Annotated in this window: 36 protein-coding genes, 1 tRNA gene and 1 pseudogene; 5 read left to right on the top strand and 33 right to left on the bottom strand. The window is 37.3% G+C overall.

Going from position 1 to position 22491, the window contains the following annotated elements; translation table 11 throughout:
* Nucleotides 1-10 precede the first annotated feature (10 nt).
* From J7E67_RS14780 to J7E67_RS14645, 28 genes and pseudogenes are all read right to left on the bottom strand, one after another.
* Nucleotides 11-175 carry a hypothetical protein gene (locus J7E67_RS14780; protein ID WP_214732220.1) on the bottom strand — a complete coding sequence of 55 codons (165 nt, stop codon included), beginning with the start codon at nt 173-175 and terminating at the stop codon, nt 11-13.
* Between the two features lie 261 nt (nt 176-436).
* Nucleotides 437-625 (bottom strand): hypothetical protein, encoded by a 189-nt coding sequence (locus tag J7E67_RS14775; protein WP_214732219.1) that lies wholly within the window; start codon nt 623-625, stop codon nt 437-439.
* 75 nt (nt 626-700) lie between these two features.
* Nucleotides 701-862: a hypothetical protein gene (locus J7E67_RS14770; protein ID WP_214732218.1), complete on the bottom strand. Its 162-nt coding sequence runs from the start codon at nt 860-862 to the stop codon at nt 701-703.
* Between the two features lie 62 nt (nt 863-924).
* Entirely contained in the window at nt 925-1494 is a 570-nt protein-coding gene (locus J7E67_RS14765) for a hypothetical protein (RefSeq protein ID WP_214732217.1), read from the bottom strand.
* A gap of 427 nt (nt 1495-1921) precedes the next feature.
* The gene (locus tag J7E67_RS14760; protein ID WP_214732216.1) at nt 1922-3112 is read right to left on the bottom strand and encodes a YaaC family protein; all 1191 of its coding nucleotides are present in this window, start codon (nt 3110-3112) and stop codon (nt 1922-1924) included.
* 195 nt (nt 3113-3307) lie between these two features.
* Entirely contained in the window at nt 3308-3850 is a 543-nt protein-coding gene (locus tag J7E67_RS14755; protein ID WP_214732215.1) for a site-specific integrase, read from the bottom strand.
* On the bottom strand, nt 3847-4302 hold the full coding sequence (locus J7E67_RS14750; protein WP_214732214.1) for an ArpU family phage packaging/lysis transcriptional regulator: 456 nt from the start codon (nt 4300-4302) through the stop codon (nt 3847-3849). The genes J7E67_RS14755 and J7E67_RS14750 overlap by 4 nt, the downstream gene beginning before the upstream one ends.
* Nucleotides 4303-4372: 70 nt before the next feature.
* The gene (locus J7E67_RS14745; RefSeq protein WP_214732260.1) at nt 4373-4543 is read right to left on the bottom strand and encodes a hypothetical protein; all 171 of its coding nucleotides are present in this window, start codon (nt 4541-4543) and stop codon (nt 4373-4375) included.
* Nucleotides 4544-4720 carry a hypothetical protein gene (locus J7E67_RS14740; protein WP_214732213.1) on the bottom strand — a complete coding sequence of 59 codons (177 nt, stop codon included), beginning with the start codon at nt 4718-4720 and terminating at the stop codon, nt 4544-4546.
* A 36-nt stretch (nt 4721-4756) separates the two neighbouring features.
* Nucleotides 4757-4918, bottom strand: coding sequence for a hypothetical protein (locus J7E67_RS14735; RefSeq protein WP_214732212.1), 162 nt, complete (start codon nt 4916-4918; stop codon nt 4757-4759).
* Between the two features lie 36 nt (nt 4919-4954).
* Nucleotides 4955-5740 (bottom strand): hypothetical protein, encoded by a 786-nt coding sequence (locus J7E67_RS14730; protein ID WP_214732211.1) that lies wholly within the window; start codon nt 5738-5740, stop codon nt 4955-4957.
* Nucleotides 5741-5752: 12 nt separating this feature from the next.
* Nucleotides 5753-5980: a hypothetical protein gene (locus tag J7E67_RS14725; RefSeq protein WP_251026781.1), complete on the bottom strand. Its 228-nt coding sequence runs from the start codon at nt 5978-5980 to the stop codon at nt 5753-5755.
* A 4-nt stretch (nt 5981-5984) separates the two neighbouring features.
* Complete coding sequence (locus tag J7E67_RS14720; protein WP_214732209.1) at nt 5985-6122, bottom strand: DUF3983 domain-containing protein; 138 nt, start codon at nt 6120-6122, stop codon at nt 5985-5987.
* A 4-nt stretch (nt 6123-6126) separates the two neighbouring features.
* Complete coding sequence (locus tag J7E67_RS14715) at nt 6127-6288, bottom strand: hypothetical protein (RefSeq protein WP_214732208.1); 162 nt, start codon at nt 6286-6288, stop codon at nt 6127-6129.
* A gap of 25 nt (nt 6289-6313) precedes the next feature.
* Nucleotides 6314-6676: pseudogene (locus tag J7E67_RS14710) on the bottom strand (DUF1064 domain-containing protein); the annotation flags it as partial.
* A 68-nt stretch (nt 6677-6744) separates the two neighbouring features.
* Nucleotides 6745-7050, bottom strand: coding sequence for a MazG-like family protein (locus tag J7E67_RS14705; RefSeq protein ID WP_214732206.1), 306 nt, complete (start codon nt 7048-7050; stop codon nt 6745-6747).
* The gene (locus J7E67_RS14700) at nt 7047-7322 is read right to left on the bottom strand and encodes a hypothetical protein (RefSeq protein WP_214732205.1); all 276 of its coding nucleotides are present in this window, start codon (nt 7320-7322) and stop codon (nt 7047-7049) included. Before J7E67_RS14700 ends, J7E67_RS14705 begins: the two co-directional genes overlap by 4 nt.
* Nucleotides 7322-7525 carry a hypothetical protein gene (locus tag J7E67_RS14695; RefSeq protein WP_214732204.1) on the bottom strand — a complete coding sequence of 68 codons (204 nt, stop codon included), beginning with the start codon at nt 7523-7525 and terminating at the stop codon, nt 7322-7324. The genes J7E67_RS14700 and J7E67_RS14695 overlap by 1 nt, the downstream gene beginning before the upstream one ends.
* 222 nt (nt 7526-7747) lie before the next feature.
* A complete protein-coding gene (locus J7E67_RS14690) occupies nt 7748-8104 on the bottom strand; it encodes a hypothetical protein (protein ID WP_214732203.1) in 357 nt (118 codons plus the stop codon).
* Nucleotides 8085-8273, bottom strand: a complete 189-nt coding sequence (locus tag J7E67_RS14685; protein ID WP_214732202.1) for a hypothetical protein — start codon at nt 8271-8273, stop codon at nt 8085-8087. The genes J7E67_RS14690 and J7E67_RS14685 overlap by 20 nt, the downstream gene beginning before the upstream one ends.
* Nucleotides 8266-9108: a DnaA ATPase domain-containing protein gene (locus J7E67_RS14680; protein WP_214732201.1), complete on the bottom strand. Its 843-nt coding sequence runs from the start codon at nt 9106-9108 to the stop codon at nt 8266-8268. The genes J7E67_RS14685 and J7E67_RS14680 overlap by 8 nt, the downstream gene beginning before the upstream one ends.
* Entirely contained in the window at nt 9023-9856 is an 834-nt protein-coding gene (locus J7E67_RS14675; protein WP_214732200.1) for a phage replisome organizer N-terminal domain-containing protein, read from the bottom strand. The genes J7E67_RS14680 and J7E67_RS14675 overlap by 86 nt, the downstream gene beginning before the upstream one ends.
* A gap of 88 nt (nt 9857-9944) precedes the next feature.
* Entirely contained in the window at nt 9945-10139 is a 195-nt protein-coding gene (locus tag J7E67_RS14670; RefSeq protein ID WP_214732259.1) for a hypothetical protein, read from the bottom strand.
* A gap of 10 nt (nt 10140-10149) precedes the next feature.
* Nucleotides 10150-10320: a hypothetical protein gene (locus J7E67_RS14665; RefSeq protein ID WP_214732199.1), complete on the bottom strand. Its 171-nt coding sequence runs from the start codon at nt 10318-10320 to the stop codon at nt 10150-10152.
* A gap of 114 nt (nt 10321-10434) precedes the next feature.
* Nucleotides 10435-11085 (bottom strand): Rha family transcriptional regulator, encoded by a 651-nt coding sequence (locus J7E67_RS14660; protein WP_214732198.1) that lies wholly within the window; start codon nt 11083-11085, stop codon nt 10435-10437.
* Nucleotides 11086-11183: 98 nt separating this feature from the next.
* Entirely contained in the window at nt 11184-11537 is a 354-nt protein-coding gene (locus J7E67_RS14655) for a hypothetical protein (RefSeq protein WP_214732197.1), read from the bottom strand.
* Nucleotides 11538-11554: 17 nt separating this feature from the next.
* The gene (locus tag J7E67_RS14650) at nt 11555-11824 is read right to left on the bottom strand and encodes a DUF771 domain-containing protein (RefSeq protein WP_214732196.1); all 270 of its coding nucleotides are present in this window, start codon (nt 11822-11824) and stop codon (nt 11555-11557) included.
* Between the two features lie 41 nt (nt 11825-11865).
* The gene (locus J7E67_RS14645) at nt 11866-12102 is read right to left on the bottom strand and encodes a helix-turn-helix transcriptional regulator (RefSeq protein WP_214732195.1); all 237 of its coding nucleotides are present in this window, start codon (nt 12100-12102) and stop codon (nt 11866-11868) included.
* Between the two features lie 155 nt (nt 12103-12257).
* Here J7E67_RS14645 and J7E67_RS14640 point away from each other — a divergent pair, with 155 nt between their 5' ends.
* The 3 genes from J7E67_RS14640 to J7E67_RS14630 all read left to right on the top strand — a co-directional run bounded on the left by J7E67_RS14640 (nt 12258) and on the right by J7E67_RS14630 (nt 14400).
* Nucleotides 12258-12623 carry a helix-turn-helix domain-containing protein gene (locus J7E67_RS14640; RefSeq protein ID WP_214732194.1) on the top strand — a complete coding sequence of 122 codons (366 nt, stop codon included), beginning with the start codon at nt 12258-12260 and terminating at the stop codon, nt 12621-12623.
* Between the two features lie 67 nt (nt 12624-12690).
* Nucleotides 12691-13212 (top strand): ImmA/IrrE family metallo-endopeptidase, encoded by a 522-nt coding sequence (locus J7E67_RS14635; RefSeq protein ID WP_214732193.1) that lies wholly within the window; start codon nt 12691-12693, stop codon nt 13210-13212.
* Nucleotides 13213-13281: 69 nt separating this feature from the next.
* On the top strand, nt 13282-14400 hold the full coding sequence (locus J7E67_RS14630; protein WP_214732192.1) for a site-specific integrase: 1119 nt from the start codon (nt 13282-13284) through the stop codon (nt 14398-14400).
* A gap of 50 nt (nt 14401-14450) precedes the next feature.
* Here J7E67_RS14630 and mutL read toward each other — a convergent pair whose 3' ends face one another.
* Nucleotides 14451-16367, bottom strand: coding sequence for a DNA mismatch repair endonuclease MutL (gene mutL / locus J7E67_RS14625; protein WP_214716011.1), 1917 nt, complete (start codon nt 16365-16367; stop codon nt 14451-14453).
* 13 nt (nt 16368-16380) lie between these two features.
* A complete protein-coding gene (gene mutS / locus J7E67_RS14620; protein WP_214732191.1) occupies nt 16381-18990 on the bottom strand; it encodes a DNA mismatch repair protein MutS in 2610 nt (869 codons plus the stop codon).
* Nucleotides 18991-19220: 230 nt separating this feature from the next.
* Here mutS and J7E67_RS14615 point away from each other — a divergent pair, with 230 nt between their 5' ends.
* Both J7E67_RS14615 and J7E67_RS14610 read left to right on the top strand, forming a co-directional pair.
* Nucleotides 19221-19964: a YwaF family protein gene (locus tag J7E67_RS14615; protein ID WP_214716013.1), complete on the top strand. Its 744-nt coding sequence runs from the start codon at nt 19221-19223 to the stop codon at nt 19962-19964.
* 64 nt (nt 19965-20028) lie between these two features.
* Nucleotides 20029-20102: transfer RNA gene (locus tag J7E67_RS14610), tRNA-Arg, on the top strand.
* A gap of 103 nt (nt 20103-20205) precedes the next feature.
* Here the strand turns inward: J7E67_RS14610 and J7E67_RS14605 are convergent.
* The 3 genes from J7E67_RS14605 to J7E67_RS14595 all read right to left on the bottom strand — a co-directional run bounded on the left by J7E67_RS14605 (nt 20206) and on the right by J7E67_RS14595 (nt 22489).
* Nucleotides 20206-20418 carry a hypothetical protein gene (locus J7E67_RS14605; protein ID WP_214716015.1) on the bottom strand — a complete coding sequence of 71 codons (213 nt, stop codon included), beginning with the start codon at nt 20416-20418 and terminating at the stop codon, nt 20206-20208.
* A 946-nt stretch (nt 20419-21364) separates the two neighbouring features.
* A complete protein-coding gene (locus J7E67_RS14600; RefSeq protein ID WP_214716033.1) occupies nt 21365-21673 on the bottom strand; it encodes an ArsR/SmtB family transcription factor in 309 nt (102 codons plus the stop codon).
* A 225-nt stretch (nt 21674-21898) separates the two neighbouring features.
* Entirely contained in the window at nt 21899-22489 is a 591-nt protein-coding gene (locus J7E67_RS14595) for an MBL fold metallo-hydrolase (RefSeq protein ID WP_308161415.1), read from the bottom strand.
* Between the last annotated feature and the right edge of the window lie 2 nt (nt 22490-22491).

Below are 22491 nucleotides of genomic sequence, written 5' to 3'. Positions count from 1 at the left end.
TCCTCACCCATTACTCCTCATCCTTTGAATCTAAGATGCTATTAACCTTGTCCATTACTTCTTCTCTAACTGAAGCAGGTACCCGTTCATCATCCGTAACATCCTTGATGATTTGTGCCAATTGTGTAAATATATCCAGTCCAGTTGCTTTTACTACCACGGTCATTACCGCCATGTTACTTGCCTCCTTTAAATAAATACCAGTTATAACCAATATACATACAGATAACAGTAACGATCATGCCGGCAGCATAACCACAGATGAATAATTTCATACCATCAATCTCCAGTCCTTAGTTCTCAATGGTGGTTCAAGTATTGCATATGTGACAGATGAACCGACACAAAGTAACAGTCCAATGATTATAGTTCGCATCATTCATATCACTCCAAAATAAAAAGCACCTTCAAATGAAGATGCTTGCACAAATATTCTTTAGAATTTTAACCCCGACAATCTCGCTTGCCTTTTTTGCTCCTCTTCAATAACTATCAAAAGCTGTGATTTAATTACTTTATTATTCTCAGTAATAACATCAGCAATTGAGAGTTTCGCTCGATCATCTAAACCACCGTCAGCTAATTTTTCAATAATTTGACTGTGTGTTAATCCTATATAATTCATGGAATCGCCCCCTTTGTTATATATTTCAACAAAAGGGACTATTTTCCTGCAACGATTTTATTATAAAATTATGGCTTACTTCCTCCTCACAGCTCCATTCCTTCTTTCATAGGTATCACGCCTGGTACCCATTAACTCCTCTATATCTCTAACACTAAGTTTCTCTTTCTTCTTAGGTGACTTCATACGTTCTAGCTGCTGTTTCTGTTTATCTGATAATTGATCAGCAATTCTCATCCCATCACCTTCTTTGACAAAATAAAAAGCACCCGATTATTCGGCTGCTTTCAAAATATAATTTATTTGTTTATAGAATTCTTCATATCTTCAACTAGTTCTTTTTCTCTTTTTATAATTTCTTCAGCTCTTTTTTGATAATGAAATATAAAATACATATTGTGTACTTTAGTATCAGCCCAAATAGATGCTAATAATATTCTTAACTTATCCAATAAAGTTTTTTCTGATTTATGAAATCTACTTAAATCTTTATAAAATTGTTCTTTAGATGATTTTGAAAGCGTAGAGACTAGATCGTCGTAATTTTTTTCCTCCAGTTTAAAATTCAAGTTATGAGCAAATGAATTCCTAAGAGTATTAAATTTGTTTAGAGGACCAATCATATCTTTGTCAATTATCAATAGTGATTTACAAAAGTTTATTTTCTGAGAAAAAGTCATATCAGGTACTATTTCAAGAACTTTATGAAGAAGTTGATTTATTTCTTGTTCAATATATAAATGTGCCCTTATAACTACAATCATTGCTTCTTCATGATCTGTTATCTCCAAGAACTCATTATATGATCTTTGAAACTCTTTCATTCTTGTATCATAGTATTGATCAAAATCTTCTTTCCAATTTATCATTATTATCACGTCCCTTCGCCCTAATTATGAGCAAAATGAACTATGCGGACAAATACTATCGTTCGTCAAATTATGACAAACCACCTTTATTACGGCAGATGGCTAAGCCGGTGTGATCCACGCCTTAACCGCCATGGTACGGTACAAAGGAGGAGAAACAATTAATCTTAATACTGGCGCTATTAAAATTAACCAGGCGTGGAGTATTCAATATATAAAAAATAGCACAGTTTCCATAAGAACCTGAGCATGATTGCAAATAAAAAAGCGATACTGCCTAAATCAGTACCGCCAAATACCTGATAGTACGGAAAATAATTGTCGAGGTTATTTCCGTAACCTATTTTTACATACTACTAATATAGCACAGTTAAAACAAAACATTCGTTCTTTTTTCTGCCTTTATTCATTCACTATTCTGCCATTATTAAATAAATGAATGCTTAAAACCTGTTAATTGATCTAATATAAGATTAGGAAGTTTTCTATATGAGATATTTAGAAAACTGTTGGTAAACTCTGAAATTAAAACATTTTCATCAATTGCTTTCATCCATACATCTGGGTAATATCTAGATACCATCCCCAGACAGTAAAGAATCATGAAGTGTATTGAAGGTTCTATTATATATTCATCTGTTTTCGTAATGAAAAACTTATTACCAAACATATCATCAACAATATCAGGAACAAATATATTTTTTTTATCTGAGTTATAGTTACACTCCAAATGTAAGTGGTTTCCTACTTCTGAGAGTACTCTAAACTCCATTTCTTTTTGTTTGTAGTATTCTAAAAGTAATGTCCTATCTTTAGGTAAAATTCCATTAATGATATATTTCCACTTCTCATCAGTTCCCACGTATTCTTGCTTACCATCTCTTACTGCGTAACGGTTATCAGCCCTAACACTTACTTCTCCTCTAGATAAGTTTGGTGTTATTTCCATGTTAAATAATTCATAATATAAGTCAGGTAAATTCTTGATAAGGTCAAAAATATTGAACTTTTTTCCAATAAATCCACTAATCGGAGCAACATCATTACTATTCATCGATAGATTCCTTTTTAAAAAAGAAGAACCGAAAGTACTATCATAAATTTCTACTTCAACTTTGATTGCTGGTGAAACTAATGAATCATAAAACAAAGGAAATTGTCCCCAGGGCTTCCCTTGATTGAAGTATACTTGACATTGAATCTGTTGAAAAAATTCATTAATATTTTTAGTATTTGCCCTTTCTATATTTCCTCTAATTATTTCCAATCCATGGTGGCTATGTTTTTTTTCTTCCCTGAGTTTATCTAATGAAAAATTCCCATCTTTTTTTAACAGAAATAACGCTTGAGATAGATTAACTGCACCATAATACATTAAAAGTGGACGAGTAGCTAATCCAACTTGGGTTGAAGCCAAAAAATATTCCTCTGCCTGTCTTATACAAAAAGAAATTTGACGTGCTTGCTTTTTTATAAATTTATCAAATTTATCCTCAGTAATATTAAGATTCTTTTTAATTAATTTAGTTGTATATTCATTGTCTAGAAAGTATCTTAAGTTCTTCCAAATTTCCTTACTAACATCTTGTGTCATAATTTGCTTAATTTGATCAATCATTTTTTTCTCCATCCTATTATTCTTTATTTAATTTAGAATTATCCATATCTTATATTGTGTGTAACTCCCCAAAACGCTACAAGCCTTGGTAGACATAATTTCTTAGCACTTCTAAAAAATGAATTACACACTGCAATAATATGGATAACTGAATATAAAAAGCAATTAAAAAAGCTCACCATGGTTAACGGTGAGTTAGATTTTGAACTCTTTTATTGCTTTGTTCATTGCATCCTGGTCAATTCCTATATATCGAAGAGTAAAAGCTGGATCTGAGTGGTTTAAAATCTTCTGGAGCAAAGCCACGTCACCAGTCTGCTTATACAGATGGTAACCAAATGTTTTCCTTAATGTATGTGTTCCAATATCATCAAGCCCTACATACTCAGCAGCGTTTCGTAATATCTTATACGCCATGCTTCTTCCTATAGGCTTATTTAATCCTTCTCTACTTTTAAATAAGTATTCATGATCTTCCTTGCCTTCAATATATTTTTTGAATTCTCGTTGAAGCTGTGGCGTCATATCGATTCTTTTTTTCTTATTCGTTTTCATCTCAATAATGTTGAAATATGGTCGCTTAGTATCCTTTACCCTTAGTGGTAGAATATCAGATATTCTTAGACCTGAGTTAATCCCTGTGACAAAGAGCATGTAATTCCGATCATTCTGTTCTCGTAAATATCGTTTAATTTCAAAAATCATGTCAGGGTCTCTAATGGGTTGAACAAAGTTCATGATCCACTCACGAACTGTTCATAGACTTCTATTTTAAGAGCAAAGGCTAGACTGTAAAATGCTCTCGCCTTTATCCGGTAATACTTCCTTTCGGACATACCTAGTTGATTGTAGAGCTCATAATCATATATTTCTTCATCTTCCAAGTAACGCTTTACAATGATTTCGCGTTCTTTAAATTTAAGCCGGTTTAAGCCTTTTCTAACCCATTCAATGTGTTTTTCTCGTTCTCTCTCTAAATCAATTTTTTCAATTACTGCACTTTCTGTAGGTGAGTGAAATTCATTGGTGTATGCAGGAGGAACCAGTGAATAATTGGCAGTGATTTTTGGCACCTTTTCTTCTGGGATAGAAAGTAGATACATGCGGTATTTTTCAAGCGCTTTTTCTACCTCATCCTTTGTTTTTTCCCGATCAATCTCAGGAAGAATAAAATGTAATTGTTTGCTCACCTAGATACCTCCCGTATGGTAAAATATACTTGTCGAGTATTTACCAAGCCAGGAGAATTCCTGGCTTATTCTATTTTTCACTCCATCTGCTATCAGCTGCTTTTTTCCCACGCCATTTATAGTCCGGATAATCCGTATGGAAGTTAACAGGTCTTTCTTTTTTCGTTTTTACAATCGGATGCTTTTCAATATAGGCTAACCGCTCTTCTTCGGTCATCTGCCAAGTAGTGACTTGTCCCATTTATTTCATCACCTCTAAAATCTTAATTTCGTTTTCCGACTCAACTAATCTGCCAAACTTATAACATTCAATAGCGATATGTTTTTCATGATCTGATAGTGGTCGACTCCATTTTTGTTCCAGGTAATAAATGACTTCCTTATAAAAAATTTGTTCATAATCGAAGGGCTGATTCATGGCTTACCTCCTTCGCTATTTCGTCGAATGTAGACGTTAAATTAAAATATCTAACCGCTTTACAACGTGTTTCCCATGCGTGCCCGTTTCTATCTCAACTGTCGATTGCATAACCGTAAATCCTTTATCTAACCAGTAATCAAACATTGCTTTTGCCATCGAGTCTGTCATACAGTAAATAACATCTACTGACCTCATTTAACTCCTCCTTACGTCGCTTTTTGTGTCTACTATTCAGTTCACGTACTTAATCGGAACTCCATTCTTAAACTTATAACCCATGCGCTCCAATTTCCCCCGAACACCTAGAGCACTCTTATTAATTCTGGAAGCAATATCTTCAAGGCAATGTCCTTTATCAAAAAGAGTTACGATTAGTTCAACCTCTTCTGGTTTGTATTTAATGTGATTGTTAAGCCTAATAGGTCTTTGTTTAAGGCTTAAATCTTTGATTCTCCTTTTTACTGCTCCCTCACTTCGATTGACTCTTTGAGCAATCTCAGGATAGGTATATTTATAAGCGGATAACATTCCTTTTAAAATATTGTCTTCCTCAATTGTCCAAGCGTGATTATGACTTTTTCTAATTTTCCGAGCTTTGATAAAATCGGCATTTCGTTTTTCTTCCACCCATTTCGGCTCAGGTCCTAACATGTTCTTTTCTACTCGTGAAAAATCAATCATTTGTTTGTTTTTCTCTGCCCATTTCCAAAAATCAGCATAACTAACGATCAGCACTTTATTCTTTTTGCAAAAGACCTTCTTTTTAGCAGGGAATTCATAAATCTTGATCCAATTTTTAAGAATGCCATAAGAGACATTTATCGCTAAAGCTAATTGATTAACTGTAATTCCTTCGAAAGCAAAGCGCGGATCAATGAGACCCATTCTGCTAGCCTTTAATTTAACTGCAGTTACTGTCCGACCTAGTTTGTTTGCAATTCCTTTTATGCTCACTGTTCCCCAAATTTCTTCAAGACAATTTACTTCATCTGTCGTCCAGGTCTTACCTACTCCCACTTTTCAACCTCCTCATTGTCCAAACTTATTCATAAAATGTACCCGTATTTTCTGTGATGTAGCTTCGCCAATCCCCGGCCATTCCTCCAAGCCTTCAAGAAGATTTACCAAGCATTCAATATCTGATTCCCTTTGCTCTTTAGCACCAGCTGCAAACCCACGATTAAAGATTAATGATTCCGTTAATTTTAAATCTAGCTGATAATCAACTTTTGGCTTAGGTTGGTGTTCTCGTTTCATTTTCCTAAGACTCCCCATTTAACACACCCGCCTTCACAAAAATATTCCTCCATGCTATAGATAAAACTTCTTTCTCGATAACCCGTTGTCGCTTCGCAATTGCCTTTCTCAGCCTTCTTTTCTGCTTTGCTTTGTTTACCATTACCTCACCTCAATCTAGGAATCTCTGTACCGCCTAGTCGCTTGCATTCCATTCCAAAGCGACTGGCACATTTTTTATGCAGGGAACATCTTGTGATGCAAGTCATGAGTTTGTCCTCTTCCCTTTGCCACTTAGGGCGATCATCCGCAATAATGACTTTCTGCAAGACGTTCCCTCCCTTTCGTTTATTTCATTTCCACAAAGCCTTTTTTCTTGTCATATTTTAGGACAGTAAGAGAATCTAAATATTTTCGCTCAAACAGTTTTCGTTTGATGGCAAATTCCTTCGTAACAACCCCCTTGACATCCACAATTTCAACCGAGTCATCTAACCTATGAACCTCAAAATCTGCCTTATATTCAATCTTGCGAAAGGTCTTCCCATTCTTTTTAAATGCTTCCTGCAGGATGAATTTAGGTTGAAGTTTAAAACTCTTAATTTGCCTTGATTGTTTTAGCCATTTCAGTTGCTGGTAATATTTCGCCTCCGCTTGCGAATCAAAGGTGATATCATCAACAACCGTTTTTTTATTGCCGAACTTACTTCTTCCCATAGAGCTGGCTCCTAATCAAAATAAATAGCTTGTCCAAAATTATGGAGATCATTTGTTTTTTCTTTTTCTCAATTTTCTTGCGTTGTCTTTTCTTCATACCGTTCCCTTTCTTCGAGTACCTGTTCTGCAATAGCTGAGGCAACTGCAGCAACATGAATTAATTCCTCATACAAATTATCTGCATCCGTTGGTTTGGTACCTTTGGGAAAGTGGATTTTGTTTATTGCTTGGCAAACTTCCCCGAATTCTTCCCCTAATATTCCTAACCATTTACCCCAATCATGCCGTTGATGTCCCCAAATATCGTTTTGCCTGAGCCTTTCTTCAAATACATTCATGTTGACTGTGGTCATCAATTCTTCGATTTTGCTCACTTTGTTTCCCCCTTCATCCTTTTGTCTCGTTTTTTTCTTGGTTGCGTACCCTTTAATCCACCATCTCTCGGCTGGATCCATCCTTCTAGTTCACAATGCATCACCAGCAATACCATTTCATAATTAGCCACCCAAAATTTTTCCGCAATCTCACCGATTGGAATACCCTTTTCCCATAATTCAATAAATTTCGCAATTTGTTTTGGGCTATAGTCCATTTTTGCATCTGGTAACAAAATGACTTGGTCCATTAAGCTATTAATTCCACTCATCAATACCACCTATTACTGTCATTTTCAGAGTCAATTTCCCTAAAGGACGCTAACACAAGTTCATATTTCAACTCGTGGTAATCACAATCGTGAATGGACTTTCCTGTTTGAGATTTTATTACCCCTAGTGCGAGTAACCGTTCTAGAACAAAATCACGCTTCATATTCTTTTGAAGTTTCACAGAGTTGTAGAGGATACCCATAAAAACAACCCCTCACAAGTTTCATTTTTTGTCATTTACGACTTTCTGAATAACACTGACAACATAATCCCTCGACTGCAAATCCATTTGGGCGCTCACATCTCGGACAAATCTCGGATGTAGTCATCCAATTTTTATGACAATCCTGGCACTCCATCTTGACCTCTTGCTTTTGCTTATCGACGACATAACCATTACCGCCACATTTCGGACAGATCCCACTCATGCTTTCACCAAATCCTTTAGCCTGGCATTTTCTTGCGCAAGTTTTAAATTTTCCTCAGACATATCGTAAAACCGAGTGAGGCGGCTATTTTGCTTCATTGCTTTGATTTCCTGGTCTTTCTTCTCTAATCGACCTAGAAGAATGGTTTCTTGGAGTTGGTATAGCTCAATTTCTTTTCGTTGCTGTGTCACAATGCTCATAAAATCAGCAATAGCCATATCTTTTTCGGCGTGTTTTTCAGCCATAGCACCGTTTTCTTCCTGAAGCTGCTCGTAAGAATCGATTAGCCATTTGATTTCCGCGATATTCATACGACCTCGATTGAAACTCCCTTTAATGATTTGCAAATTCATAGGTTTCCTCCGCCTTCTTTCTCATTTCCGCTGACCTTTCTTTAAAAGCCTTCAATCTACCGTACCAACTTTCATCTGGTTCAGGGCCACATGCAGGACAACAGCATGTCCTGATGGAATAACTATCAATCTCATGGACTACATGAGTACCATTGCACAGGTTACACATTTGGCGCACCTGCCAATCTATGGTTCAGAACTTTCCTATCCCCTTTTATAACTACCGTGTGATTCTTGGACATTTGATAAATCCGTGTACCTAATGCCTCATCGATGTCACACAGCTCGTCTACCGTTTTTTCACTGGATACCATGATAGGTTTGTGGTTTAGGTATCGATAATTGATGACAGCGAACATTTGCTCGATCTGGAAATCTGTCGGAAATGTTCTGCCTTTAAACAGATCATCAATATAGAGGACACCAACGCGTTTCATCCTCGCCAGCTTTTCCTCCAGTAAATCGAAATCATCTTTCAAGTCATTGAATCCTTCGACAAAGGGGAAATACAAAACACTCACTTGTTTTTTCATGATCAAGTTATTAGCAACCGCTGTAAGCAAATGTGTTTTTCCTGCCCCGGGCTGACCTAGTAAACTGATACTGTTATTACGTTGGTCTTTAATGTGCTCAAACTCCACAAAGTAATCTTTCGCGCACTGGTGAGCCTGATGTACGGCTTCTGGCTTACTTTCTAAAATAAAGTTGCTGAACGTCATTTTTTTAAATTCATCAGTAATCTCACTGAATTTCATTAAGTGATTTGCTTGACGTTTTTTTGCACATACACAATCCTTTATAACTTCAATAAACATTGGATTACCATTGGGCCAAACCCGTTGTTTACCTTCGTGATTAAGGGCAGGTACGTTTTTTAGAATGAACCCCTTATCCTGACATGCAGGGCAGCTATAGTTTTCAGTATCTGCCGACTTTGTTGCCGAAGATTGGTTCTTTACTCTCGCTTGCAGCTCTTCCATGACCTCTGCGATACTTCTTGCCATCGTTCGCCCCTCCATTGTTTTTTTCATAATGTTTATCAAGGATAAATCCAACGCAATAATCTAAACTGTTTATCCTATCTCTCTTGTGCTTCGGTTTATAAGTCTTAAATTTCTCCTCAAGCCATGTAATAGCATCGTTAATATTCACTCCAGCATCTAAAATTTCCTCAGCTGCTTTTTCGTCAATTGGTGAATGATCGAAACCATATCCTCTAAGAGAAATGAATTTTTGGAGGAGAGGACGTGTATCTGCTGCTGCAGCAATATCTATATCTCTATCTTTATCTTCTTCTACTTCTCTCTCTTCTTCTGTTGCGTGACCTATCGTGACTGTCCCGTGACTGTCCCGTGACTCCAAGTTTTTTTTCTTCTCGCGCTGTCTTTGCTTCCGAATACGCTCTTGTTCACGGATTTTTTCAAGACCATCAATGTTTTGATGTTTTTCCCAGTTGGTTATAGAAATAAAGTGATCATCACTAATTTCAATCATCCCGAACTGTTCGAACGCTTTAAGTGCAAGTCTTACAGTTGGAATTGGTCTGTTAAAGATTGTTGCTAACATTTCATCTGTGTAAGGAATATTTTCATTTAAATAAATGTACCCGGTAGCGTTCGTTTTTCCGGCCTGAGCAAGCAGTTTCACCCATATGACTAAGATTGTGTCCGCTTCTGGCAACGCTTCAATCAACCGTATTTTTTCATCTTCAAACATGTTAACGCTCAATTTTATCCATTTAACTTCAGCCATTTATTTCACTTCCTGGTGTAAAACTTGTAAAACATGATAAAATAGTCGTAAGTTATTTTCTTTTTGGTCCGATGTTTGCAGCATCGGGCTATTTCTTTTTTCCCTTCACCTCATCTTCCCGATCACAGATGGCAAATCCATTCTCTTCTCGGATAAATTTGTAATTGGGATACCAAGTCAAATAATTCTGAACTAAGAATAAGAAATTCTTCTCAGTCGATGTCGCTTTCATTTTTAATATCCGTTCTGGAAGTAATACTTTACAACGCGTGTATGAAATCAAGTTTTCACCTCTATGCCTCTATAAAAATATGAATATGATGATTTTTATTAATTGAAAGCTCTTCACGAATACTCTTCGATTTTTCCTGACAATCTGATACACTTTCTGCAAAAACAAATGCCTTATGAACGTTTTGAAAATTTCCGTTAATCTTAACCGCAAAATTTACTTCAAATAGCATTAAAACCACCCTTCAAATTTTACTTTCTGGTATTATTCTGTTTTTCAGCATGCATATCTCCAATGACAACGCCGACAATAAAAGTGATCATTGCGTATAAACAAGCCGCGAATGTCATAATAACGGCCTCCATGACTTCACCCATGCCATTGCATCACTAAAGTCTTTTCTTTTCACAAAGATGTACTTAGGAGCTGCAAACGCTCTTCGTAGGTGACTGTGAATTTGGTTGTACAGCTTATTGGAAGGAACTTCATAATCCGCTTTGATGCACTCCACCCGTTGTTTAATGGCATGATGCAAAGAAACTTGCTGACCATGATCTAGTGTCAATTGATTGGTTAGGGTGTGTTTGATTTCCTTTACCTCTTCTTTAACAGCGGCAATTTCCTCAGCAGATTCAATGGATAGCTTCATAGCAGCGACTAACTGCTCACGTTCGGATAAAATTCTTGGTTTTTTTAACTTTTCTTCCATTTGTTCAAATTCATCAATGTAAGCTTCTTTGAACTTCATAGCTTCTTTTCCGGTGTATCCCATGGCCAAAAGCGTGAATCCCTTTTTGTTCATGTGGTACATGGGCAACTCTTTGTTTTGATTGTTTAAATATGTGGACTCTCCAAAATTGGCGAGTCGGAATTCATCACTGCAGCCAAGATTTCTAATATCGCGTAAAACTTTGTCATGACCTTTCTCAAATACTTCTGCAACTGTTAGCGAATCAGTTACGGCTTGATTTTTTTCTACGAATACTAATTGGTTCAAATGTTTCTCCTCCTATGAATCTTTTATTTTTTTATTCTTAAAATCGTTCATCAAATTTCGCCATTTGGCTAAAAAGGAAAACCTGATTAGGCTAAAAGTTAGGCTTTAACTTCAGTGTGCTGGAGATAAAAATCCCGGAGCTCTAAATAGCTATCTATTTCAAACTCGCCTATTCCGATACCATGCTCAGCCGTTAGTTTTAAATGATCACTAACATTTTTAGTACTTTTATAAAAGTTAAATTCCCTAAAAAATAGTGTTCTTCTCTCTGTTCTCTTAAATAAGCATTCTACAGTTGCGATTCTGTCATCATTACCAGTAATTCTGTATGCCACCATCTCCACATTTTTGAAGCGATCAGTGTTTAATAAATCATTTACGGTAATAAACACTTCTCCCTCACCAAGCGTTTTTATTGGTCCGATATTGCTTGCTAGGTATAAACCGTTCATACTTGTTACCTCCTTTTTTATCTAATTGGTTGCTCTGAGAGCCATTGAAGCAGGAACCTCTTTGCTTCATCTGCTGGAAATAACCATTTGGCACCGACTTTATGTTTCGGAAAGCGTGGATCATAAAAGAATTTCTCTAAGATGGTATTCCAAGATAAACACGTTCTGCGAAGCAGCTCTTTTCTATCCCAAAACACAAGTTCCTTATCAACCTCTTTTACTTTTTCTTCCAACTTTTCGAGATAGAGCTGTTTTACTTCTTGTTCATCGATCTGGACGCTTAGCATGATGTCGCCTCCTTTCATGGTGTTCTGGAAAATTGGTTATCCTAAGACGTGGAAACTTCATTGTCACTATTATGTTTCGTTTCGTTACCACGAGTTTCAAAAAAAATGGTCCAATCAAACCCAATTGCATCAGCGATTAACTTTGCTACAGGAACACTTGGCGATCTATCGCCTAATTCAATCATGGTGTAGTATGCACGTTCAATCTCACACTTTTCAGCGACTGAATTTTGTGTTAACCCTCTTTGTAAACGTAATTCTTTCAGCCATGTTCTCAACTTTCATCACCACCTTGTAACGTTTCGTTACTCTTAATATAGTATCATTACGTTACAAAGTCAATACATAAAAACAAAAAAAGTTTCGATTTGTTACAAGAACTTTAAAGTAACTAATTGTTACAGTAAAATAAAAGAAAAAAGGGGTGAGACCATTGCTTTCTGAAAGACTGACTGTACTTAGAAAAGAAAATAATAAAACGCAGCAGCAAGTGGCGGACTACTTAAAAATTACAAGACCAGCTTATACAGCTTACGAGCGTGGTACTCGCCAACCTGATTACGATATACTCCAAAAACTTGCAGACTATTTCGATACCACAACAGATTTTCTGTTAGGAAGAGAAATAACTGAACAAACTAAAGAAAAAGACATCGAAAAAGTTCTTGATGATCCACAGCTTGGATTATGGTTTAAAGAAGGAAAACAAGCATCAGCTGCTAATAGACAAAGAGCATTGGAATTTCTAAAGTTTATTGAAAATCAAGAAAATGACCGAAAGCCAGGAGATAAACAATAATAAGCCATTCGGCTTTTTATTTTATGCACAAAACAGAACATACATTCCCATCACGAGGAGATTGTCTATGAATTATGTACTCACGCCGCTGGAAGAAGAAATTAAAAAAATGTATTTATCATTTGGAATCCGCCGCCCGGATCAAATAGAACTATTCAGCATCGCTAACCATTTGGACGTTTGGGTTCACATCGCCGATTATGAAAGTCAAGCTTGTGAAAGAGATGGTCTTTTAAGCATTGTTCTTGATATCTATAAATCCGAACAGGAACAATGGGAGGATTTCGGGCACGAGCTCGCCCACATTCTATGGCACGGGGGGAATCAGCTCGATATGTCCGATTCTTTTGCAGAATTTCAGGAAGTGAAGGCGAACAATTTCGCCCTGCAATTTTGTGTCCCTACTTTCATGCTTCTGGAATCAGGATTACCGTCTACTTGGAATGAAGCGATTCTTTATGTGATGGAAACATTTAACGTCACGGAGCATTTCGCAAGAAAAAAACTTATACACTTTGAACGTCAGGTCGTGGGATTTCAATTTCATCAAGCCATCTGGGAAGCTCAAAAAATTCTCGAATTGATTTAATATGGAATGATTTAACACGATATGAAAAGAAAAAAACCTTTATGATTGTGTAGAAGGGAGGAAATACAGTTGGCTAGTTTTAGACAGAGAAGCAAGAAGTGGGAATACCGGATTAAATATACGGACCCTGCCACTGGCAAAACGAAAGAGAAAACAAAAGGAGGTTTCCGTACAAAGAAAGAGGCACAGATCGAAGCTGGGGAAGTGGAAAAGCAGCTTTACCTTGGACAACATACGATTATCAAGAGCAAAGAGATTTTGGTTAAGGATTGGTTAACTCAATGGCTCCAGGTATATGGTACCCAATGCGAACCTAGCACGTTTAGGACTAGGAAGTTTTATACCGAAAAGCATTTGATTAACCACCTGGGTTATTATAAATTGAATCAACTTACAAAATTGGATTATCAAAAATTTATTAATACTTTACTGACAAAGTATGCGAAACGAACGGTTCAAACCATCCACTCCATATTTTGCACAGCCATTAACAAAGCAGTAGATTTAGAGATGCTCAGTCACAATAAATTCAGATTTATCAACATAAAAAAAGAGGATGATAACTCCCATTTAAAAAATAACTTTTTAACGAAAGAAGAAGTGGACATTTTTCTCGATGCGGCCAAAACAAGCCCTTTACATCATTACATGTTTGTTTTTCTTACGATCCGTACTGGTCTACGAAAAGGAGAAGCTCTCGCTTTGACTTGGGATGATATCGACCTTGAAAATAAAACAATTAGTGTGGCGAAATCCCGCGGGACCAAAAACGGGTTGAAAGCACCAAAAACCAAGTCAAGTATTCGGACCATTTCTATTGATACTACCTTGATCAATGAATTGAAGTCATATCGAACATGGCAAAAGAAGAACAAATTGAAATACGGTCAAGCCCACAAAGAGTCAGAATTCATGCTGACGAACCGGAATGGGTCGGAACTTACAGAATTCGGAGTTAATAAAATCGTCGCATCGATCCTTAAAAAAACAAATCTGCACCACATTTCCCCGCATGGATTGCGTCACACACACGCCATCATGCTTTTAGAAAGTGGAGCAGATATTAAAACGGTTAGCACTCGACTGGGTCACACCTCGATAGATATGACTGCTAATGTGTATCTTCATATTACCAAAAAACACGAGGAAGCAAGCGTATTGAATTTAGAAGTTTATTTGAATAATTGAGAAAGTGGGCAAATGGTGGGCAATACCCAAAATAAAGGCTTTGAAACCCGCTACATAACCCGTTTAAACATTTTCTCCATCTCATAGACCGAATAATGGACAATAATCGGTCTGCCGTGCGGGCAGGTAAATGGATCAGATGCTTTCCTCAAATCATCAAGGAGTGCTTGAATCTCATCATTTCGTAAATGCCGATTGGCTTTTATGGATGCCTTGCAGCTCATCATAATCGCTGCTTCTTCACGTAGTTTCTTAATATCCACCTTTTTCATCAATAAAAGCTGTTCAATCATGTCTTCGATGATTTGTTTTTCTTCCCCTTTTGGGAACCACTGCGGATGGGATCGAACAATAAAACTATTTAGTCCAAATTCCTCAAGAAAAACCCCGACCTTTTCAAGCTCACTTTGGTATTCATTTATTTTCAAAAATTCATCCGTCGAGTATTCAAAGGTTAATGGTACAAGCATTTCCTGCAGTTCTGATTGGACTTGCCCAACTTTCTCCCGGAAATACTCATACTTCAACCGTTCCTGGGCCGCATGCTGATCAATTATATAAAGGCCATTTTCATTTTGAGCAAAAATGTAAGTTCCGTGCATTTGTCCAATCGGATATAACCGTGGAACTCTGCTCTCGACCGAAACATTTCCTGTCTCAACAGTATCTACATTAGGTTCAATCGTTTGATTACTATCATCAGGTTCGTCATCTGAGTCACTAAATGGATTAATAGATTGCCAAGTGTCTCTTCCACCCGTCGCTTCATCACGCTGGAAACTCGGTAATTTATTAACAGGTGTCTCAACAGGCACTTCCAGCCATGGACGGGTCTCCTGAATAGTTGCAGCTGCAACTGGTTGTTTCCATTCAAACTCTTTCCCATCATTTGCCGGTCTTGTACCTTCATCCAGAACCAAAGAAGTTTGTTCTTCCTTCGGTACATCCTTTTTCACCGCTGTATATGCTGTCGGGATAAGGATCTTTGATTTAAACGCTTCTTTTATAATCGAAGTGACAAGCTCATTCAGTTCCGCTTCTTTACTAATGCGGACCTCCATTTTCGAGGGGTGAACATTGACATCAACGAGTAAAGGGTCCATTTCAATATTAAGGAGCACAATCGGGAACCTGCCGATCGGAAGCAAGGTATGATAGCCTTCTTGAATTGCCTTGGCTAATGGATAGTTTTTTATAAATCGGCCATTAATCATCGTCGAAATATAGTTTCTTGAGGCACGCGTTACCTCAGGCATCGAAGCAAATCCATTAATTTTATAATCCAGCGATTGTCCGGTGATTGGAACTAACTGCTTGGCGATCCCCATACCGTAGATCGATGCCAGAACCTGACGAACATCCCCGTTACCATTCGTTTGCAGCAGTTTGCGATCATTGTGAATCAGGCGGAAGGCCACTTCAGGATGAGAAAGGGCCAGTCGATTCACGACATCCGTGATATTTCCAAGCTCTGTATGAATCGTCTTCATATATTTTAAACGGGCAGGTGTGTTGAAAAATAAATCAGTGATCGAGATATCGGTCCCGCGCCTGCTTGATGCTTTTTCAAACGTTTCGACTTTGCCGCCTTCAATCACCAATCGATTTCCGGCACCTTCTCCTGTAGAAGTCTTCATCTCGAGCCGTGAAACCGAGGCAACACTTGGCAGGGCTTCTCCACGGAACCCAAGAGTCCGGATTCGGAACAAATCATTTTCATTTTTAATTTTGGATGTGGCATGACGTTGAAAGGCGAGTAAAACATCCTCTTCCTCGATGCCATATCCATTATCGGTAATGCGGATTTTGGCGAGGCCCGCTTCTTCTACCTCAATTTCAATCACAGTGCTGCCGGCATCAATCGAATTTTCAACCAACTCTTTTACAACAGAAGCAGGGCGCTCGACTACTTCACCGGCCGCGATTTTATTGGATAAGGCATCATCTAATTGAATAATTTTACCCATTCGGATTCACCCCCTACTTTAACTTTTTCTGAAGCTCGTACAACAGGTTGATCGCCTGAAGTGGTGTTAAATCCAATATATCAAGATCCTTCATTTTCTCTATGACTCTTTTCTCCTTCGAAGAGAGATCTTGCTTTTTCACTTCTTTTGGTTCATCAAAGAAAGATAGTTGAGCAGGTTGTTCTTGTACCTCCACTACTTCCGCTACTTTTACCACATCTTTTTTTGGCGTGTCTGGTTGGATATCAGACTGTTCGAGTGCTGTTAATATTTCATTAGCACGGCTGATTAATTCTGACGGCAGCCCTGCTAGTTGGGCAACATGAATCCCGTAGCTCTTATCAGCCGGTCCTTCTTTAATTTTATGAAGGAAAACAACTTTTCCATTATGTTCAATCGCACTGACGTGAATGTTTTTTAACTTATCCAGATCTTCCTCTAAAACTGTTAATTCATGATAATGGGTGGAGAATAGAGTCTTTGCCCCAATCTGGGTATGAATATATTCAATGATGGCTTGAGCAAGTGCCATTCCATCATAAGTAGATGTACCGCGCCCGATTTCGTCAAACAAAATTAAACTGTTTTGTGTCGCATTTGAAATCGCATTTTTGGCTTCCAACATTTCAACCATAAAGGTACTTTGTCCTGAGATCAAATCATCCGCCGCACCGATGCGGGTAAATATTTGGTCAAAAATCGGCAGTATCGCTTCTGTGGCCGGAACATTACAGCCAATTTGGGCTAATATCGAGATTAACGCGATTTGGCGCATGTACGTACTTTTCCCTGACATGTTCGGACCCGTGATCAACAAGACTTCGCGCTCGCTGTCCATGAAGCAATCATTCGGAACATATTCCTGGGCGTTTAATACCTTTTCAACGACTGGATGGCGGCCTTCCTTTACAACGACCCGGCCTTCCATAGAAAACTGCGGTTTTATATAGTGCCGGTCTTCACTTACTTGAGCAAAACACTGCAAGACATCAAGCTCACTAATCGTTTTTGCCAAGGCCTGTAGGCGCGGGATTTGTTCCTTCACAATTTCGCGAATTTCGGTAAACAACTCATATTCAAGCTCACCGCATTTTTCTTCAGCTTGTAAAATTAATGCTTCTTTTTCTTTTAAATCTGGAGTAATAAACCGTTCTGCGTTCGATAAGGTTTGCTTCCGTTCATACTGCCCTTCTGTTAAAAGATGCAGATTCGCCCGGGTAATCTCAATATAGTAACCAAATACACGATTATAGCCAACCTTCAACGATTTAATACCGGTTTTCTCGCGCTCTTCACGTTCGAGTTGGGCAATCCACGTTTTCCCGTTCCGGCTGGCATCACGATATTGATCGAGCTGAGCATTGTATCCATCACGAATCATATTGCCTTCTTTTAAGGAAAGCGGTGGATTTTCTACAATCGACTGCTCCAAAAGATCTGTGATCTCTTCACACGGGTCAAGAAAATCGGCAATTTGGCTCACCTTTTCATTCTGCATGCCTGCAAGGATTTGTTTCAAGTAAGGGACCTGCATTAATGAACGCTTTAATTGGACCAAATCACGGGCATTAATATTGCCAAAGGCTACTCTTCCCGCTAATCGTTCTAAATCGTAAACTTCTTTCAGCTTTTCACGAAGTTCCTGACGCTCGAAATAATAAGACATCAGGACTTCAACGATGGTTTGACGTGATTCAATTTCATTCTGATTGATTAACGGGCGATCGATCCAGTGTTTTAACATTCTTCCGCCCATTGCGGTCATCGTCTCATCAAGGAGCCATAATAATGAACCTTTCTTGCCTTTAGAACGAATCGTTTCCGTAAGTTCAAGATTGCGCTTTGAATAGTAATCAATTTTCATAAATTGATGGATTTGATAGGTAGTGACTGGCTGAAGATGGTCCAAACTTCTTTTTTGTGACCGGTATAAATAGTTAAAAAGTCTTGCGATGGATTGCTTTAATTTTTCTTGATTCAAATCTTGAAGTAAATGCGAATAATTGATATCTATTGAACTATTATCTTCAAATGAAATCGCTAGTACATCGCGTTCTCGTAGCTTCTTCTGTAGCTCTCCGTCAAAACTGCTAGAGACAACGACTTCCTTTGCACTTAAAACAGCTAACTCATTTAAGACATCGTCAAAATTATTCGATAATAACGTAACCCGGCTTTCACCGGTTGAGATATCATTGTAGGCAAAACCATAGGTTTGGTCATCAAAGCTTGTGATCGAGGCAATATAGTTATTCTCTTTATCATTTAACCCCTTGCCCTCCATCACTGTTCCCGGTGTGATCAATTGGACAACTTCCCTTTTCACCATCCCTTTGGTCAGTTTCGGGTCTTCCACTTGCTCACAAATGGCCACTTTGTAGCCTTTTGAAATGAGTTGTTCAATATAGTTCGGTGCCGCATGGTAGGGAACGCCGCACATCGGAATTCGGTCATCCGTGCCACCTTGTCTGCTCGTTAAAGTTATTTCTAATTCTTGCGAAGCTTTAATCGCATCGTCAAAAAACATTTCATAAAAATCGCCTAAACGAAAAAATAAAAAGGCATCTTGGTAATCTGCCTTAACTGTTAAGTATTGCTGTATCATCGGCGTATATGCAGCCATAATGACCTCCACTAAATAAAGACTTTCGATTTTCTTCGACAAATTATTATACCATAATTCGAGAAGACTTTATTAGGAAGAAAAAACCTAATCATAATCAAAAAGGAAATAATTAAAATTTCTTAAGAGGAGTAAAAGCAAATCCCATCGAATATAATTATTAAGGTAAAACTAGCATTAATTTACAATTGATAATTGTTTTGATTATTGTCTACAGGGGTGGTGGTAAGATGGATGGAGTTTTTGGCCGCAGTAACAAAAACTTTGATTTTGAGATGTTTTCTGCAAGTCACTTTGTTATTATCTCTATCTTACTCTTAGTTTCAGTCTGCCTATTCATGTTTAGAGATAAATTGAAGGCTAATGAATGGAGACGAACTGAAATCGGGGTCGCTATTTCACTAATCATCATGGAAACGACTTATCATACCTGGATGCTTTTAAATGGAAGTTGGGATGTCAGTCACGCCATCCCATTAGAATTGTGCAGTATTAGTCTGATATTAACCGTCATTTTATTGTTAACTAAGAAAAAAATAATCTATGAGATTTTATTATTCACTGCATTATTAGGCGCATCTCAGGCGTTATTAACACCATCATTAAATTATGATTTCCCGCATTTTCGATTTTTCCATTTCTTTTATACACATTTGATGGAGATCTGGGTGCCACTTTATTTTACATGGGCAAAGGGATACCGACCGACGATTTGGTCTGTATTAAAATTATGTATCTTTTTGAATGTGTTAATGCCGATTATTATGTTGATCAATAAACTGGTAGACGGAAATTATATGTTCTTAAGTCATAAACCTGACAGTGCGAGTTTATTAGATGTTTTAGGACCTTATCCATGGTACATTTTATCGCTTGAAGGACTATTAATTGGGCTTAGTCTAATCGTCTGGTTGATCTTCCGTGAAAAGACTGCGAAAAAAAACGAAGTGGCCAGAGACCTGCCAATTCAATAATCTCAACTTTTTATTGACCTTTTAGAATTAACAAATTATAATAAATAACGTTCCTATTTTATTTGTCTCAGTAGCTCAGTAGGATAGAGCAACAGTTTCCTAAACTGTAGGTCGGAGGTTCGAATCCTCTCTGGGACATCTTTTTAAGAAACGCTGTGTTATCGTATTTGTTTCCGTTCAATCATACGGGACAATCACGTGACATTGCGTTTTTTTTTTCGTTAGCTGTAGGACGTGGTTTTTATGACTGTAGGACAGAGTTTTGTAACTGTAGGACACCTCGATATTGTTCAAACTCAACACCGTCCATTAGGTCAATTTCTCTAATGCCAGCTTCACTTAAACGTGCTTCATATGCTTCGAGCTCTTCTTGTCTTTTTTTTGATTGATAAGCATAAACGGCAAGAATAGATAAGAGAAAGATAGCTAGTAATAAGAATACGTCTTCAAACACAATAATTCTTCTCCTTTTGAATAAAAGTTAAATCAGTCATTTAACAAGCTCCTCTCAAGGGCGAGTGATAAGCCTTTCTATTAGTCTCATTTTACCATCCTCCTTACCAAATTGTGGAGTTAAATAAATTACATTAATATGTAAAAAGGACCGCACAGCTGCATTAACAGTTTACAACGAATAACTCAATTATCTACTTTTATTAGCGTATTCATCGGTTCACCTCATACGTAAAATAACGATTTTATTATGGTTATGTTTAACGTATAATCGTTAATCGTCATGTCGTAATACTAAACCTCGCTAACGCTCAGTTGAATCCTGCTTATGCAGTCTTCTATTAGAACATAATCTATATAATCTTTAGATGTTACTGAAGCTGATAAGCTTTGGTTACATCACCGAGCCGATAGGCGAAGGTTATTACGTCATATACTTTCTCTTAAGACCTATACGCCTCTAACCCTTGATACGAATGGGTTTTCAGACGATTTTAGCACGGCCTACTTGCTAAATTTATTAGTCATAGTTACCACCCTAAATTGAACCGATTAATATCATCTTTTGTAATGCGTCAAGGCTTCGGATTCCACGTCATAGGCTTCCATCATCAGGCACATGGTAATAAAATATAACCCTCTTTCGTCATCCAGTGCCCCATTAAGTTACTGATCCATCATATATACGTTCCTATTCTTAACTACATATTCTAAAGTAAAAAAAATGACCGCCATTTTTGACGATCATAGTTTATTAAAGTAAAGCCAGTTACTTTAAGTACACTTCTTCACAAACTTGTCTTTTTCCAGTTCTCTTATTAAAGGAATGTTGCCCCGTTAGTCACATAACATAGAAAAGCCACCAATTGGCAGCTAGATCTGTAAAGAAAGAACAAAAAAATAGAAAGAACACTGAAATCTTAACCTTAATAGAGATCAGTTTCTTTCTATATTTCCTTCCCAATCATTTCTTTAATTCGCTGAAAAGCTTCTTCATTTCTTTTATAATAGGTAAATTTGCCATGGCGTTCTGTTTTTACAAGTCCAGCTCGATGTAGAATTGAAAGATGCTGCGAAGCAGTTGATTGGGAAATATTTAATTTCTGATGGAACTGTGTTACACATACCCCTGATTTTTTTAAGTCACTCACTTCCTCGGGTTGTGGCGAAAAATGCTTTTCCGGTTCCTTTAGCCAAACTAATATTTGCAGTCTTGTATCATTACCTAGAGCTTTAAAAATTTCTACTGGTTTCATAACATTCATTATATCGTCCTTTCACGATATGTCAAATATCCTATACTATTATGTAGAATAGGATGTCTTAGTATCCAATAGCATTCTAAATTGTGTTACTACATTAGCTATTATTACTTGATTAGAGAAATGTAATGAACCGTATTGCAATATTATTCTCGAAAAGGTTGAACCATGGAATATTGGTCATTTTATTACTCCATGGTTCTAACTTTTATTCTAGTGTTATTTTACTTTTGATACCTCATCATCTGCCAAATCAACTTCTACTATAAATAAATCTTTATCCGTAATGCGGGATGGAAATCTTTCCGTAATCCCTTGCTCATGGATTGGTATGACACGTTTTGAATCTCTACCAACTAAGCACAACATTTTATCAAGACTAAATATCATTTCTGTTTGACTGCCCGTTGCCAATCCAACTGGAAGAAGGATACCGTCTTGGTTTTTCCCTTCGACATTCTCAAATTGGTAAGCATTATCTCCAGCCAGAATCCAACTATCTTCTTCAGAGCCGCCTTGTTTTACTCGAACAAACTGAGAACCGTAAGTGTGTGTATCAAATGCAGCAAAAATGTCTATCCCTGGTAGAAATTCTTCAACATCTCCATCTAAAAGTCTCATTCGTCCTTCTTTAGCAAGTTGAACTCCTCGTAAAATATCCGAAGGGTCAATACCTGACATCAAGTATTGGAATTGATGTGGAAGTGACATTGCCCAAATAAACTTAGACAACTCTTTTTCTTGCATATAGAAAGTTGCATTTGGAAAATCCTCTACGTTACCGAAATGATCAAAATGAGCATGAGTAATGA

The sequence above is a fragment of the Bacillus sp. ISL-46 genome (assembly GCF_018613205.1).
Note: the sequence above shows the minus strand (reverse complement) of the source record. Positions and strands in the feature narration are given on the sequence as shown.